Genomic DNA, 15,269 nt, shown 5'->3' with positions numbered 1-15,269 from the left:
TGAGCCGGTCAGCGCCGGACGGTCGCGCCCTGTGTCCTGATCCAGGCGGCGGTCTCGTCGGGCCTCGTCACCGGGATCATATGGCCGCCGTCGATCAGCGTCAGCGTCGCTGCCGGCACCGCGTCGGCGAAGCGCCGGCCATGGACCTGCGGGTCGAGGATCCGGTCGTCCCGGCCGTAGAGGATGCCGACCGGCACGGTCAGGTTTGGATAGCGCGCAACCATGGCGGGCAGGTCGTCATTGGCAGCGACGAGGTCGGCAGAGGCAGCCTCGAAGTTGCCCGGCCGCGCGACCAGCGCGCCACCGCCGCGAACCGCGAAGTCGCCGGGGACGGGCTCGGGCGAGAAGGCGGCCTTGGCCCCCTTCTCGCCAGCGAGGAGCGCAGCGGGTGTCGCGAGCGTCCAGGCGACGGCCCTGCGCGCGACGGGGGACATAATGGCGAGCGGATCGAACGCGGACGGCACAGTGTCCATCGGCTGGGTCAGCGGCGCGATCAAGGCCAGGCCGCTCACGGCTTCCGGATGGTCGAGCGCCAGCGCCAGCGCGACGGCGCCACCGAGCGAGTGGCCGACCACCAGTGGCCGCTCCAGCCCCAACGCCTCGATGAAGCGTGCGACCTGCGCCGCCTGCGCGCGGACGTTTGCTGTAGCGCCTGGGGCTGAATAGCCGGAGCCCGGTCGGTCGAGCAGGATCACGCGGTGATCGGTCGCGAGCCGCTCGAGCAGCGCGTAGCTGAAGTTGCGCATCTGTCCGGCCAGCCCGTGGATCATCAGCAGCGTCGGCCCCTGCCCCTGGTCCAGATAGTGCATCCGGCGCCCGTCCACGTCGACGAAGCTTCCGTCGGCCGGCACCATCCGCTCGATCCGCCGTTCGGTCAGCTTGGCGAAGAGCGCCAGGCCGCCGACGGTGGCGACCGCCGCCGCCGCGGCCACCGTTCCCGCCCGTACGGCGGAACGCGGCGCCGGGGAGGCTGGCAGCGGCAAGGCCACGGTGTCCACGCTAGCGCCCTGCCCCGCTCTGCCGAAGTGCATCGTGCCGTCCTCGAGCTTGCCGAATTTCAGCGCGGCGAGGTCCAGCGCGTAGTTCTGGTGGACCTTCCACGGCGCCTTCGATCCTTGGTTCGGCAGGATGGCATTGGCGCGCTGGACGTAGCCGGAGGTGAAGCCGAGCATCGGCTCGGCAGTGACCGACGGATCATCGAGCGTCGGCGTGCAGGCCGTGTAGCCGTGCGTGTCCATGTGGCGGATCAGCCGGCAGAAATAGCGCGCCGACAGGTCGCATTTCAGCGTCCACGACGCGTTGGTATAGCCAAAGGCGAGCGCCAGATTTGGCACGCCGCTGAGGCTCATGCCTTTGTAGATCAGCCGGTCGGCGGGATCGACGACCTTGCCGTCGACGACCAGCTCGACCCCGCCCAACAGGCGCATGACGAGGCCGGTCGCAGTGACGACGATGTCCGCAGGCAGCTCCCGCCCCGATTCCAGCGCGATGCCGCCTTCGGTGAAGCGCGCGATATGGTCGGTGACGATCGCCGCCTTGCCGCCGCGCATCGCCTCGAACAGGTCGGCGTCGGGGACGAGGCAGATGCGCTGGTCCCACGGCGCGTAGCGGGGCTCGAAGTCGCGTTCAATCTCGTAATTGTCGGGCAGCTGCGCCCGCACGCCCTTCAGGATCAGCGCCTTCATCCGATCGGGTTTCTTGCGGGCATAGGCGTAGGTGGCGATGCCCAAGCCGACGCTCTTCCACTTTGTAGCGGCGTCGGCGAGCGATTTGGGCAGCACACGATGCGCGGCCCGCGCGAAGCCGTCCTGCGACGGGCGCGACACGATGTACGTGGGCGAGCGCTGCAGCATCGTCACCTGGGCCGCCTTCTCCGCCAGCGACGGGACGAGCGTCACCGCGGTCGCGCCGCTGCCGATCACCACCACGCGCTTGCCCGTCCAGTCGAGGTCGTCAGGCCAGTGCTGCGGGTGCACGACCCGGCCGGTAAAATCCGCCAGCCCTGCAAAAGCGGGCGTGAAGCCGGCTGCATAATCGTAATAGCCGCTGCCCATGTACAGGAAGCGGCAGGTCATCCGCTCGGCCCGCCCCGCGCGCTCGACCTCAACCGTCCAGCGCGCCTCGGCGGAGGACCAGGCGGCCCGGATGACTCGGGTCTGGAAGCGGATATGGCGGTCGATGCCGAACTCGGCTGCGGTATCGACGATATAGTCGCGGATCGCCTCGCCCCCCGCGATCGCCTGGTCGCCCGGCCAGGGGCGGAAGGGGAAGCCGAGCGTGTACATGTCGGAATCGGAGCGGATCCCGGGATAACGGAACAGGTCCCAGGTGCCACCGATCGCGTCGCGTGCCTCAAGGACTGCGTAGCTCTTGCCCGGACAGTCGGTCTGGATCCGGTAGGCGGCGTCGACGCCCGACAGGCCGGCGCCGACAATGAGCACGTCGAACGCCTCGGCTGCGACCGCGCTCTGGGTTGACGCTGCACTGGTTGCCATGCGGGGATGCTCCGATAGAATGACGCGACGATGATCGCGCTGATCTGGAAACGGAAGTTATCACTTGAAGGTGGAGACAGCAAGCCGCGACGGTCGGCGATATGGCGGCGCATCGGCGGTCGAGCGCCACGCCGATCGACGCGAGCGTTTGATCCGCGCGGCAATCATGCTCTATGGCGAACAGGGCTACCGCCGCACGACGGTGAACGCGGTCTGCCGCGCAGCCGGGCTGACGCCGCGCTATTTCTACGAGGCGTTCGACAACAGCGAGGCGCTGCTGTTGGCGACGTTCGGCGAGGTGACGCACTTCGTGACCCAGCGCGTCGCGGCGGCCGCCGACGCGGCAGGGGGCACGCCAGAGGACCGGCTGGCAGCACTTCTCACCGCCTATTACGACCTGCTGCGCGACGATCCGGCAAGCGCCCGCGTGTTTTTGCTGGAGCTGTCCGGTATTGATCCGCGGGTCGACGCCCTGTTCGCCGGATCGATGGCCGCCTTTGCCGACCTGATCGCCGATACGCTGGCGCCAGGGCGGGGCAGCGATGCAACCGAGCCGCTTTGTCAGGCGGGCGCGATGCACGGCCTTTTGGCGGTGGCGCGCGACTGGGTGGCACGGGGCTGCAAAGAGCCGATCGTGGAGGTCGTGCGCATCGCGGAGCCGCTTTGTCGCATGCTCGTAAAAAGTGACAGCAACAGCGTTGTCTAGCAGCGACATCCACAGCAGCGCGAGCTATTCGATCGGCAGAATCACGGCTCTAACCATCAACGAAAATCGTGCTAAAAACATATGTTTGAAAGCGTGACGGCCTTCGCGATACGGCTCGACAGATCGCCGAGCCTACGGTGCGGGGACCGATCGCGGCTCAGCCACTAACCGCTTCGAACCGATCCACCTGCCCTCTACCGCATCTCCTGAACGAACGTCCGGTTATGCCGGTCGCGGCATGAAACTGAACCGACCGCTTTCGCCATCTTTCTGTCCGAAGGCGACACCGCGGATCGCAATTTCGCACTCGGCTAATTCATGCGTGAGAACGGGCCTTCCTTGACGGCACCGATCTGAAGGCGACGCTCGACCAGTATTTCCAGTGCTGCTCGATCACCGTAGACACACCGGGCATGGCAACGGGATTGCCGGGTGCCCAGGCAAGCCGTTTCAACAAGGTCAGGCAGCGGATCGGGCGGTTGCCGAAATGCCGGTCGCAGGCACCCGGCAATCTTCCGAATTCTCAGCAGGGCGCCGTTATGATCGGCACGGGCCCGGTTCCTGCGGCGTCATGAAAATGTCCAGTCGGGCGCCGCCAACTCGAAACCAGCGAACTCGAAGGCCGGCGTAACGACACAACTGACCAACGCCCAACCCTGGTCGGCGCGAGCGCATTGCCACGCAAAGGCCGGCACGATCGCTTGCGGCATCTGATCGAGAAGCACGTTCCCACCCAGCAGCATTTCATCATGATCGACGGTCAGTCGCAGCGGCGATCCCGCATGCCAGAACCATGTTTCGACCGCATCGACGCGATGCCAATGCGACCGTTCACCCTTATCCAGCAGGAACAGGATCGCCGACGAGGCATCCCGCCCACCGTCTGTGGAGGGCTGTCGAAAGGTTTCGCGATACCAGCCACCTTCCGGATGGGGCAAGAGCGCCAGGGTCTCGATGATTTCGGCGGCTTCGGTTGAGGACATTCGACCGGTATAGCAGACCTCGGCAATAGGCTCGCTACCGGCGGACGATGTCGCGCGGAGGCCCGCCGGACGGGTGTTGGTCGCTCGATCAAGGGGGACGACGGGTCGCTCGACCGCAATCGGATCGACCACCTGCTAAAGCCCAGCGGCGGTGACGACGTCATCGATAATCTTGTCGTCGGCCGGAACCTGTTGATCAAGCATCAGCATCGCAAGACCGTGCGCCAGAGCCCAGGCCTTTAGCATGACGACTTCGGCGTTTCCACCATTTCCAGCTGCAAGCGTCGCCGCATTGTCGCGCAGCATGGCGATCGCGTCGTCGTCGCGCTCGGCGGCGGTTCGGGCTCCCCGATTGGCAAAGATCATGCGAAACAAGGCGGGGTTTGCCAGGGCGAACCTGACATAGGCCGTACCGCTGGCACTGAACCCGGCGGTCCCGCCGCCTGCTGCTTCGGATGCCGAGCGTTGGGCCGCGGCGAGCCGCGCCAGCCCCTCGGCGGCGAGCGCCTCCAGGAGCGCCGTCTTGTCCGGGAAATGGCGATACACCGACGTGGCACTGACCCCCACCGCCCGAGCGACTTCGCGCAACCCAAGACCATCGCCGGACCGTTCGGCGAGAAGACGCAGCCCCGCCTCGACCAGTGCCGCGCGCAGATCCCCGTGATGATAGCTCCCGCTTCGTTCTTGCATGTTGACAGTGTTACCTTCGATGCCCATGTTTACATCGTCAACACTTACCCGAGGATATGATAATGACAAGCGCCATTGCGACGATATCCGGTACTCCCCCGTCCGGGGCGGGTAGCCCGCGCTCCAGCACGAAGAGCATGGACGTCCACCCGTTCCTGACGGGCATTCACACCCCGATGTCGCATGAGATCACGATCGATCGACTGACGGTCGCGGGCCGGATTCCCGTCGCCCTCGACGGGCGCTATCTGCGGATCGGGCCGAACCCGGCCAAGCCCGATCCGGCCGGCTATCACTGGTTTATCGGCGACGGGATGGTGCACGGCATCGCGCTGCAGGGCGGCGAAGCGCTTTGGTATCGCAATCGCTGGGTGCGCTCCGACGCGGTGGCAGCGGTCATCGATCAGCCCGCGGCGTCCGGCGGCCGCGACGGCGCGCTCGCCACCGTCAATACCAACATGGTCTCGATTGCAGGGCGCACGTTCGCGGTGGTGGAGGCGGGCAGCTACCCGGTGGAACTCTCCGATACGCTTGACGGACAGCAGTATAGCGCGTTCGGCGGCACGCTGGAAAACGGGTTCAGCGGCCATCCCCATTTCGATCCGCTGCTGCGCGAGCATCACGCCATCACCTATGACGCGACCGATCCGACGACCGTCCGGCATGTGGTGGTCTCCGACGATGGCAGTGTCGTTCGTCAGGAGCCCGTTGCGGTGCAGCACGGGCCCTCGATCCACGATTGCGCCATCACCGCACGCTATGCCGTGATCCTCGACCTGCCGGTCACCTTTTCGCAGGATATGATGATGACGGGGCATCGCTTCCCCTATCGCTGGAACACCGAGCACCAGGCGCGGATCGGATTGCTTCCCCGCCTGGGCCGCGGCGACGAAACGATCTGGATCCCCATCGCTCCATGCTTCATCTTCCACCTGGCCAACGCCTATGACCTTCCCGACGGACGCATCGTGATGGACGCGATCGTCTACGACACGATGTTCGCACGAGACATCAAGGGCCCCGACGGCTCCGGGCGCGGCCTCGAACGCTGGACGATCGATCCCGAGGCCCGGACGGTCGAGCGGCGGACCCTCGACGCGACGCCGCAGGAGTTTCCCCGGATGGATGACCGGCGCGCAGGACAACCCTATCGCTACGCCTATACGATCGGCCTGCCCGACACGGTGCCGGGATGGGTCGGCGAAACCTACCTGCTCAAGCACGATCTCGATACGGGCAAGCGGAGCGTCCACGATTTCGGCCGGAACCGCTATCCCGGCGAGTTCGTGTTCGTTCCGGCCAGCCCGACCGCGGCCGAGGACGAAGGGTGGCTGATCGGCCTGGTCGTCGACATGACCGAGGAGACGACCGACCTCGTGCTGCTCGACGCGCGCGACTTTGCCGGAGCGCCGGTTGCCAGCATCCGCATCCCGCACCGCATACCGCCGGGGTTCCACGGAAACTGGTTCCCCGCCTGACGAAAGCGGGTCGGGGCATGCCGCCAGCCGGATCGTACGACGCGAGTCCGCGGCCGGCGGCGGGGTGCTCCGGGTCGGCGTCGATACGTCCGACACGCTGCGAGAAAGGCCCGCCGATCGATTCCACGGCAGATACCATGGCTTGCGACGCGATTTCCACGCGTGATCCACCGCAGGCTTCAACGACGCTACGCCAATGGATCCCATCAATACCGACCGTATCGCGCGTCCTCGCCATCAGGTGCCGGGACTGCGAACACAGACAGGATACTTCATGATCTTACCACCCAGTGCAACTATTGCCGAAAAGATGCTGGCAACTGCCGCCGCAGCATTCTGCACCACGATCTGCGTCATTGCCACCGTGACAACGCTTGCCGAAAGCTCGGCGAGCAATGGCTTCTAGGGCTCGCCGACCAGTCCTATCATCAGACGTAGAACGTTCCGCCGGCCAGCAACCAATTCGCTGCTGGCCCGCCCCGCAAATTCATCAATCTAGCTGGAACCACATCATGGCCCATGCACCGATCTCCTTTATCGCGACGAGCTCTTCAACCACCGCTTTTGGAACACCCGAAAACACCCGCCCATCGTCAGTCGGCATGCCGCTGTGGCTATGATGGCCCCGGTCGCCCGCAACCTCAAAGAAGACACCACTGCGCACAAACTCTACGAGGACCTGACCGATGGCGGTACCGACCGCGCGCGTGATGCAATCGAGCAGATGCTGCGCACGAACGGCCTGGCGATCGACGATCCGCGTCTGCAGTATCTAAGCACGCTGATGCAGGGATATGCCCAGACGATCGAGATTCCGTTCGAGGCGATTGCCCCGGCGTTGTCGGGCACCAATCAGACGCTGCTCAGCCGCGCCCTCACGGGCAATCTGGTGATCCCGGACTTTGCCGCGTTCTGCGCCGAACTCGAACACCTGTTCGCCGCGGTGCGCGAGTGTCGGGAAGGAGACGTCGCCAGCTATATCCCGCAACTTGCCAGCGCGGATGCCGATGGCTTCGCTATGGCGGTCTGCACGGTCGACGGGCAACGCTTCGCGATCGGTGATACAGACGCGCGCTTCGGCGTGCAGTCGACCTGCAAGCCGATCAACTACGCGCTGGCGCTCGATCGTCTCGGCATCGACGCGGTCCACCGCCATGTCGGTCGCGAACCGTCGGGACATTCGTTCAACGAGATCACGCTCAACGCCGCGCGGCTGCCGCACAATCCGATGATCAATGCAGGCGCGATCATGTGCGCCTCGCTGATCGCGCCCGACCTGTCGGCGGCCGATCGCTTCGACAGCGTCTTTCAGACCTGGAAAGCGCTGGCGGGAGCCGGTGCCGTCGGCTTCGACAACGCCGTATTCCTGTCCGAGCGCGACACTGCCGATCGCAATTTTGCGCTCGCCTATTTCATGCGCGAGAACGGCGCGTTCCCCGATGGCACCGATCTGAAGGCGACGCTGGAGCTGTATTTCCAGTGCTGCTCGATCACGATCGACGCGCCCGGCCTGGCGACCGTCGCCGCGACCTTTGCGAGTGGCGGGGTGTGCCCGCTGACCAGTGAGCGGGTCTTTAGCGGCGACACGACCAAGAACTGCCTGTCGTTGATGGCGTCCTGCGGCCTGTATGACTTTTCGGGCGAATTCGCCTTCACGGTCGGGCTACCGGCAAAATCCGGGGTTTCGGGTGCGCTGTTTCTCACGATACCGGGCGTCTGCGGGATCGCCTTATGGAGCCCACGTCTCGACGCCTTGGGCAATTCGGTCCGCGGCGTGGAATTCGCGCGGCGGCTGACCAAGGCCTTCAACTTCGACAGCTTCGCCGATGGCCCCGACGCCGGCGCACAGACAAACCCGCGGCGGCGATCCGCCGAAACGATCGTCGATCAGGCGACCTATTTTTGCGCCGCCGCGGCGAAAGGGGATCTCACCGAATTGCGGCGGCTGATGGCACGATCGATCGACGTCAATCTGGCTGACTATGATGGCCGGACGGCACTCCATCTTGCCGCCGGCGAAGGCCGGGCCGACGTCTTGCGCTATCTCCTGTCACGCGGTGCCGACCGGGATCTGAGTGATCGCTGGGGAAACACGGCGCTCGTCGATGCGCAGCGTAACGAGGATGCGGAGAGCATTGCGCTGCTGCAGACGTGCGCGATATCGGCGGTTAGCGCGAGCAAGGCTCGAAGGGGCACCAAGGTGTTGAGTTTGGAAGGCTGAGCCATTCATCCCACGATCATGCCGGTGCCGCGCTTTGACTGCGGCACCGGCAAAAGCCTGTTCCTAACAGCGGCCCAAAGCGTCCTCGATCTGTCGCGAACGGTCCTCGTCGGCGGGCAGTTCATCGTACGCATGCACCCCAGGTCGCGCCCCGCCCTGTGTCGCCGTCAGGAACGTCGCGAGACGTTCGCCGATCACGACGCACGGTGCCATCGTGTTGCCCGTGGTGACCCGCGGCATGATCGAGGCGTCGGCGATCCTAAGGTTCGCAATTCCATAGACCCGCAACTCGGCATCGACGACCGACATCGCATCGCGCCCCATCTTCGCGGTGCCTGCCTGGTGCCAGACGGTCGCCGCCGACTCCCGCACAAAGGCCTCGAGCGCCGCCCCGGTGAGATTGCCCGGTGCCACCTCGCCCCGGTTGAAGGGCGCCATCGCGGCACCGTTCGCGATCTCCCGGCACAGCGTCACGCCTCGCACAAGCGCCGCAACATCGTCCGGGTCGGCAAGCGCTTGCGCCTCGATGCGGACGGGCTGCAACGGATCGGGACTGGTCAGCGTAATCGCGCCGCGGCTCTTCGGGCGGACGAGCCCGGGGAGCAGTTTCCAGGATTCGGCCAAGGGAGCGCCGGGGTCCTGCACGCCGCCCGGCAGTTCGACTAGGATCGCCTGGATGTCGGGGGTGTCCAGCTGAGGATCGCTCTTCCAGAAGAAGGTCGCCTCGCATTGGTTGTTGCGCGGCACCAGAGGTTCGGGACTTGCCCAGCCGCATCCCGCTGCCATGACGTGGTCCTGAAAGTTCTGCCCCACGCCGGGCAGATGCTCCGCCAGCGCGATGCCGTGCGGCCGCAACTGCGCCGCATCGCCGATCCCCGACTGCAGCAGGAGTTTGGGCGTATTGATCGCCCCAAGCGAAAGGATCGTCTCGCAGCGGGCGCGGACCTGGATTCGCTGGTTGTCGAGCAGCACCTCCACCCCGACTGCCTGGCGCCGCTCGATGAGGATTCGCGTCACCAGTGCGTGGGTCAGCACGGTCAGGTTCGGCTGCGCCATGACGGGATACACGTATCGCCGGAAGATCGATGACCGCGTCGCGTCGCGGATCGTGACATTGCACAGCGCGGCACCTCCCGCGCCCTCCATCATCGCCCCGTTGGGATCGGCAAAGGTGGGAACACCGGCGTCGGCCGCACCGTGCAGCATCGCGGTAGCAAGCGGATGCGGATCCTGGGCGGTCTCGACCGGAAACAATCCGCCACGTCCACGACGAAGCGGGTCGGGCGCGCCCTGCCAATCCTCGATCCGGCGATACATGCCGAGAACCGATTCATAGCCCCAACCGGGATCCCCCGTTTCCTGCGCGAAATGGTCCCAATCGGTCTGGTGCCCCCGCGACCACATCATCGCATTGATCGACGACCCGCCGCCGAGCCCCTTGCCCATCGACAATGGCATGGCGCGCCCGTTGAGGTGTGGGGACGGTTCCGCGACAAATCCCCAATCGCGGGCACCGCCAAGATTGGCCTGCCAGAGCAGCGGATCGGAAACGCTTGCCGCGACGTCGTTGCCGCCCGCTTCGAGCAAAAGCACCGTCACGGCCGGGTTCTCGGCCAGCCGCCGCGCGACGACCGAGCCCGACGTTCCTGCGCCGCACACGATGTAATCGAATTCGCGAAGGCCGGCCGCGCGCCGCTCCGCCTGGTTCGCGGCGACGCCGGCGGCGAAGGCTGGAGTCAGTATTTCGTCATGCGTCATGGCGGCGACCCTGCAATGACGTCGCCGCGGCGGCGGCGTGACCCAAGAGAAAGATTGTCACATCGGCATCCTTTGATCGGCTCGCCCGGATGGACGGCTCTGGCTGCCTGTGTCCGCCCGACGCGGCGAAACGACCGTGGTCGAAACCGTGGTTTTTTGGCTGATTGAGTCGAAACGAGCACTGAGTGCGGCGCGTGGACGCCATTCGGTACAAATAAGCCGGAATAGACAAAGCATGGTGGCAATAGGCAAACCCGGTTCCTTGCGACGTCTAAGAAGACGGTCATCGAAAAGGAACAGACGATGGCTGATCACGGATTTTTCACCACGACGGCAGCGGCGCCGCACTATCTCTTCTTTGGCGTCGGCATGCGCATCCTGCTGTCGCCGGCACAGACTGGCGGTCAATTTGCCTTGGTCGAGGGCATCATGCCCGCGTACGGCGATGGTGGGCTGCATGTCCATCACCGCGATGACGAATCCATGACCATCCTCGAGGGGACGCTCGAGGTGACGATCGGCGGGGAGACGCGCCTACTGGGCGAAGGCGACAGCTACTTTGCGCCACGCGGCGTGCCGCATCGGCTCCACAATCCCGGTCCGGGCGCGATGCGATCGCTGCTGATCGCGACCCCGGGCGAATTCGCCTCCTTCATCGCCGAAGCGGCGGTGTCGCTCAACGGCACGCCGTCGCCCGATGCGGAAATACGTCCGTCCATCGACGATATGGAGCGAATCGTTCGGCTGACACAAGAATACGGCATCGATATGTTGTCACCGCCAGGCAGCTGACGCGGTCCCACATACGCCCCTCACCCAGCGCCAATAGAATGGACGCTCGATCGTCATGTGCATGCCGACGCACGCGTGACGCGATCCGAATAAGGAAAGCCCTTGACCCAGCACCCCCACAAGACGGCATCGTCGTCGCTCCCCGATCTGGAAGCGTTCGGCAATGCTGGCGCGGACGCCAGATCCGCCGCCTATGCAATGCCGCTCTCCGCGATCGATATGTCGAACACGGATCTGTATCTGAACGACACCCAGGCGCCCTATTTCACACGCCTGAGAGACGAGGCGCCGGTCCATTATTGTCCGAATGGCCGGTTCGGGGCGTTCTGGTCGATCACGCGCTATGCCGATATCAGGGCGGTGGAAGCCAACCCCACCGTCTTCTCGTCGGACGCGCTGTTCGGCGGGATCACGATCAGGGACCAGCCACCGGGGTTCACCACGCCGATGTTCATCGCGATGGACCCGCCGGGACACGCCGTCCAGCGCGCGGCCGTCGCGCCAATGTTCGCGCGCAAGAATCTCGACCTTCTCGAAGGCCGCCTGCGAGATTGTGTCACGCGCATCCTCGACGATCTGCCAGTCGGCGAGACCTTCGACTGGGTCGACCGGGTGTCGCGCGAGGTCGCGATCCAGATGCTCGCGATCATGCTCGACATTCCGTTCGCCGATCGAGCGAAGCTGTCGGCGTGGTCCGACATGGCGGTTGCGGTCGACGAGCAGGCTGGCGGTCCTTCGCCGGCGGAACGGCAGGCGGTATTGCTGCAGTGCCTCGGCTATTTCACCGACCTCTGGAAAGCCCGGATCGCGCTGCCGCCGCGACACGATCTGATTTCGATGCTGGCGCATAATCCGGCGACACAGGGCATGTCGCCGATGACCTATCTCGGCAACCTGATGCTGCTGATTGTTGGTGGCAACGACACGACCCGCAACTCGATCACCGGCGGTCTGCTGTTCCTGAACGACAATCCCGCACAATATCGAAAACTTCGGCACGATCCGGGCCTGATCGGCACGATGGTGCCCGAAATCATCCGCTATCAGACTCCGCTCGCGCACATGCGCCGCACCGCGCGGAGCGATATCGTGTTTGGCGGCGAGCAGATCCGCAAGGGGGACCGCGTCATCCTGTGGTACGTCTCGGGCAACCGCGACGAACGCGCGATCGAACAACCGGATTCGTTCCTTATCGATCGGGTCAAACCGAACCAGCATCTGGCCTATGGCTCGGGAATCCATGTCTGCATGGGAAGCCGCTTGGCCGAGATGCAGTTGCGCATCCTGTGGGAAGAGATTCTCGCCCGTTGGCCGCTGATCGAGGTGGTGGGCGCGCCGACGCGGGTCCCGTCGAGCTTCATCCGTGGCTATCAGAGCCTGCCGGTTCGCATACCGACACGGTCATGACCCGCGCCGCGGAAACCAGCGACCGTGCCGGATCAGCCGTTCGCCCGCCGGAACGTGCCCGGCGTCGTTCCGGTGGCATGGGCGAACACACGGCTGAAATGCTGTTGGGTCTGGAACCCGGTCAGCTGCGCGACGTCGAGCAGCGACGTGTCGGCCCCGCGCAGCAGATCCTTCGCGCGGAGCAGACGCCGACGCATGAGATAGCGACGCGGCGTTTCCTGGAAGGTAACGGCGAAGTTACGGGAAAAATGGGAAATGCTGAGCTGGCAGGTTGCCGCAAGATCGCGGATCGTGATGGTGTCCGACAGCCTGTCCTCGATATACTCCGACACCCGCCGGGCCTGGAACGGGGCAAGCCCACCCTTGGCGTCGGCGGGGAGCCCCACCTCGGTCGCATGATGCGTCAGCAAGAACGCGACGATCGACCGTTCGATGGCTTCGGCAAAAACCTGGCCCGTGGGATACCCGGCAAGATGCTCGGTCCGAAGCGTCTCGAACAGAGCGGTCAGGCGGGTGTCGACGATACCACTGGACGCCACCAATGCGGTGTCGACCCGACCCAGCACCGTTTGCGCCATGTCACACAGCAGATCGTCCTGGAGCTCGAGCGTCACCATCGTGGTGTTCTCGACCAACTCGATCGTTTCCGGTTCGTGCCGCAACGCGATGACGACGGTGCCCTGCGGCACTTCATAACGCTGGTTCGGGCGATCGTCGCTGCCATGAACCACCCGGCTCGCGTCGGGAAAATAGACGAGCGTCTGCTTGGCGAATTGCCGCTGCGAAACCATGCCACGTACGCCGGCATCCTCGCGCAAGGCAAGGGACCGGGTCATGCTGTGCTGGCGCCGAATGCCGGCCCAATTGCGAGGCTCGCGCATCGGCACATCAATCCCTCGGCAAAAATGCTCATGTCGGCACCGTTTTGACCTTCTTCAATGTGAACATTGTAAACATAAGGCGAGGATCGCATCATGACAAGCCGTGTCGCAGATCGAGAGGCGACCCCACCGTTTGCCATCCGGCAGATGCAAGGTCTTGGCTCCGCAACCTTTCGTACCGCCGCGCCATCCAAACCGCGCGTCACCAGCACGCCAGCCACCTTTCCGACCGGCTCCGGCTTGGCAATCACGCTCCTCGGCCCGCTTGCCGTCGTGTCCGCTGCAACGGCGGCGAAACTGCCGCCCTCGCGCAAGACCAGGGCGCTGCTCGCGTATCTGATTGTCGAGGATCGGCCGCACCTTCGCGAGCACCTGTGCGATCTGCTATGGGATGATGGTCCGGACGATCCCCGGGGGGCGTTGCGCTGGTCGCTGAGCAAATTGCGCGCGGTAATCGACGTCGATCGGCGCTGCCTCATCGCGGACCGCGAAACGGTCGCCCTGCGACAGGATGAACTCGAAACCGACCTGCAGCGGGCATCGCGCGCGCTACATGCGGACATCGCTGTCGCCGATGACATGGTCGACGCGCTCGTCGCGCTGCGCGAACCGTTTCTGGCCGGGCTCGATCTCCCGAGACTAGACCGCTTCACCATCTGGCTTGCAGCGCAGCGCGAAGCGGCCGAGCGTCTGCGCCGCTTGCTTCTCGCGCGGTATGTGAAGACTGCGCCACTGGTCCCGGAAGACCGGCTGCCATGGGCGCGCGAATGGCTCGACGTCGATCGCTTCAACAGCGACGCCGCCGATGCGCTTCATGCCACCCTGTCGCAACTGGGCCGCAGCGCCGACGCGACGATCGTGGAGCAACGCTTTGCGGCGACGATGCACGCAGCCGGCCTCCCTGCGCCGACGGTTGCGAGCCCGCCACCGGGTGATGCCGCATTGGCCTACGATGCGACGCCGACATTGCTGCAACGGCAGAAGATCCGGTTCTGCGAGGCGGCCGACGGGGTTCGCCTCGCTTATGGCTGCGTCGGACAGGGACCGCCCCTCGTCAAGGCGGCCAACTGGCTCAACCATCTCGAGCTCGACTGGGACGCGCCGATCTGGGCACCGATCTTCCGCGAGCTGGCGCGCGATCACACGTTCGTGCGCTATGACGAGCGTGGCAACGGCATGTCGGACGGGGCAGCATCCGACATCAGCTTCGAGGCCTTCGTCCAGGATCTGGAAACAGTCGTCGACGCGGCCGGTATCGACCGCTTCCCGTTGCTCGGATTGTCTCAGGGCTGTGCGGTCGCGATAGCTTATGCCGTTCGCCATCCCGAGCGTGTGAGCCACCTTATCCTGTGGGGCGGCTATGCCGCCGGCTGGCGGATCAATGCCACGCCAGACGAGACGGCGGAGCGCGAAGCGATCATAACGCTGGTCCGACAAGGCTGGGGGCGCACCGACGCCAGCTATCGCCAGATGGTCACCACGACCTTCATGCCAAGTGCCACGCCGGAGGAACTCGATTGGTTCAACGCGTTCCAGTGTCAGACGGTCACCCCCGAGAATGCCGCGCGCTATCTCGAGGTCTTCGCCGATATCGATGTTCGCGACATTCTCGGCGACGTGCGGGCCCCGACGCTCGTCATGCATGCCCGTGGGGACAGACGGATCCCGCTATGCCAAGGCGGCGAACTCGCCGCGCGAATTCCGGGTGCCGAGTTCGTGACGCTCGACAGCGACAATCATCTTTTGTTGGGTCGCGAGCCTGCTTCAGACGCCTTCGTTGCCCATGTGCGGGAATTTCTGACAAAGTAAGGTTCGTAAGTGCCGGCGCCGACGACCCATAAGCCGCCGCTCCGACCTA

12 protein-coding genes are annotated in these 15,269 nt (G+C 65.1%); 7 read left to right on the top strand and 5 right to left on the bottom strand.

The genetic code is table 11. The features are described from left to right. Nucleotides 1-8: 8 nt before the first annotated feature. The gene (locus tag QP165_RS00450; RefSeq protein WP_333993067.1) at nucleotides 9-2,495 is read right to left on the bottom strand and encodes an alpha/beta fold hydrolase; all 2,487 of its coding nucleotides are present in this window, start codon (nucleotides 2,493-2,495) and stop codon (nucleotides 9-11) included. A gap of 70 nt (nucleotides 2,496-2,565) precedes the next feature. On the opposite strand from QP165_RS00450, the gene QP165_RS00445 reads away from it, so the two are divergent. After that, nucleotides 2,566-3,201 carry a TetR/AcrR family transcriptional regulator gene (locus QP165_RS00445; RefSeq protein ID WP_333996888.1) on the top strand — a complete coding sequence of 212 codons (636 nt, stop codon included), beginning with the start codon at nucleotides 2,566-2,568 and terminating at the stop codon, nucleotides 3,199-3,201. 569 nt (nucleotides 3,202-3,770) lie between these two features. Here QP165_RS00445 and QP165_RS00440 read toward each other — a convergent pair. Together QP165_RS00440 and QP165_RS00435 are read right to left on the bottom strand one after the other, a co-directional pair. Further along, nucleotides 3,771-4,316: a cupin domain-containing protein gene (locus QP165_RS00440; RefSeq protein ID WP_333993065.1), complete on the bottom strand. Its 546-nt coding sequence runs from the start codon at nucleotides 4,314-4,316 to the stop codon at nucleotides 3,771-3,773. Nucleotides 4,317-4,319: 3 nt separating this feature from the next. Then, a complete protein-coding gene (locus tag QP165_RS00435; RefSeq protein ID WP_333993064.1) occupies nucleotides 4,320-4,901 on the bottom strand; it encodes a TetR/AcrR family transcriptional regulator in 582 nt (193 codons plus the stop codon). Nucleotides 4,902-4,930: 29 nt separating this feature from the next. Here QP165_RS00435 and QP165_RS00430 point away from each other — a divergent pair, with 29 nt between their 5' ends. The 3 genes from QP165_RS00430 to glsA all read left to right on the top strand — a co-directional run bounded on the left by QP165_RS00430 (nucleotide 4,931) and on the right by glsA (nucleotide 8,573). Continuing rightward, a complete protein-coding gene (locus QP165_RS00430; protein ID WP_443019245.1) occupies nucleotides 4,931-6,352 on the top strand; it encodes an 8'-apo-carotenoid 13,14-cleaving dioxygenase in 1,422 nt (473 codons plus the stop codon). Between the two features lie 196 nt (nucleotides 6,353-6,548). Next, the gene (locus QP165_RS00425) at nucleotides 6,549-6,758 is read left to right on the top strand and encodes a hypothetical protein (protein ID WP_333993060.1); all 210 of its coding nucleotides are present in this window, start codon (nucleotides 6,549-6,551) and stop codon (nucleotides 6,756-6,758) included. Between the two features lie 210 nt (nucleotides 6,759-6,968). Then, entirely contained in the window at nucleotides 6,969-8,573 is a 1,605-nt protein-coding gene (glsA, locus tag QP165_RS00420) for a glutaminase A (RefSeq protein ID WP_333996887.1), read from the top strand. 63 nt (nucleotides 8,574-8,636) lie between these two features. On the opposite strand, the gene QP165_RS00415 is transcribed toward glsA, so the two are convergent. Beyond that, a complete protein-coding gene (locus QP165_RS00415) occupies nucleotides 8,637-10,331 on the bottom strand; it encodes a GMC family oxidoreductase (RefSeq protein WP_333993058.1) in 1,695 nt (564 codons plus the stop codon). A gap of 303 nt (nucleotides 10,332-10,634) precedes the next feature. Here QP165_RS00415 and QP165_RS00410 point away from each other — a divergent pair, with 303 nt between their 5' ends. Together QP165_RS00410 and QP165_RS00405 are read left to right on the top strand one after the other, a co-directional pair. Next, entirely contained in the window at nucleotides 10,635-11,123 is a 489-nt protein-coding gene (locus QP165_RS00410; RefSeq protein ID WP_333993057.1) for a cupin domain-containing protein, read from the top strand. Between the two features lie 102 nt (nucleotides 11,124-11,225). Further along, complete coding sequence (locus tag QP165_RS00405; RefSeq protein ID WP_333993056.1) at nucleotides 11,226-12,530, top strand: cytochrome P450; 1,305 nt, start codon at nucleotides 11,226-11,228, stop codon at nucleotides 12,528-12,530. A 32-nt stretch (nucleotides 12,531-12,562) separates the two neighbouring features. Here the strand turns inward: QP165_RS00405 and QP165_RS00400 are convergent, their stop codons facing one another. Beyond that, nucleotides 12,563-13,411, bottom strand: coding sequence for a helix-turn-helix transcriptional regulator (locus tag QP165_RS00400; protein ID WP_333993055.1), 849 nt, complete (start codon nucleotides 13,409-13,411; stop codon nucleotides 12,563-12,565). Between the two features lie 93 nt (nucleotides 13,412-13,504). Here QP165_RS00400 and QP165_RS00395 point away from each other — a divergent pair, with 93 nt between their 5' ends. Then, on the top strand, nucleotides 13,505-15,220 hold the full coding sequence (locus tag QP165_RS00395) for an alpha/beta fold hydrolase (RefSeq protein WP_333993054.1): 1,716 nt from the start codon (nucleotides 13,505-13,507) through the stop codon (nucleotides 15,218-15,220). Nucleotides 15,221-15,269 lie beyond the last annotated feature (49 nt).

Source organism: Sphingomonas sp. 22R3R2A-7, from assembly GCF_036856055.1.
Taxonomy (GTDB): domain Bacteria; phylum Pseudomonadota; class Alphaproteobacteria; order Sphingomonadales; family Sphingomonadaceae; genus Sphingomonas.
Note: the sequence above shows the minus strand (reverse complement) of the source record. Positions and strands in the feature narration are given on the sequence as shown.

Bases quoted from the DNA above. Each gene is read 5' to 3' on its own strand.
- QP165_RS00410 (WP_333993057.1), top strand. From the start codon at position 10,635: ATGGCTGATCACGGATTTTTCACCACGACGGCAGCGGCGCCGCACTAT.
- QP165_RS00435 (WP_333993064.1), bottom strand. From the start codon at position 4,901: ATGGGCATCGAAGGTAACACTGTCAACATGCAAGAACGAAGCGGGAGC.
- glsA (WP_333996887.1), top strand. From the start codon at position 6,969: ATGATGGCCCCGGTCGCCCGCAACCTCAAAGAAGACACCACTGCGCAC.
- QP165_RS00450 (WP_333993067.1), bottom strand. From the start codon at position 2,495: ATGGCAACCAGTGCAGCGTCAACCCAGAGCGCGGTCGCAGCCGAGGCG.
- QP165_RS00395 (WP_333993054.1), top strand. From the start codon at position 13,505: ATGACAAGCCGTGTCGCAGATCGAGAGGCGACCCCACCGTTTGCCATC.
- QP165_RS00425 (WP_333993060.1), top strand. From the start codon at position 6,549: ATGGATCCCATCAATACCGACCGTATCGCGCGTCCTCGCCATCAGGTG.
- QP165_RS00430 (WP_443019245.1), top strand. From the start codon at position 4,931: ATGATAATGACAAGCGCCATTGCGACGATATCCGGTACTCCCCCGTCC.
- QP165_RS00415 (WP_333993058.1), bottom strand. From the start codon at position 10,331: ATGACGCATGACGAAATACTGACTCCAGCCTTCGCCGCCGGCGTCGCC.
- QP165_RS00400 (WP_333993055.1), bottom strand. From the start codon at position 13,411: ATGCGCGAGCCTCGCAATTGGGCCGGCATTCGGCGCCAGCACAGCATG.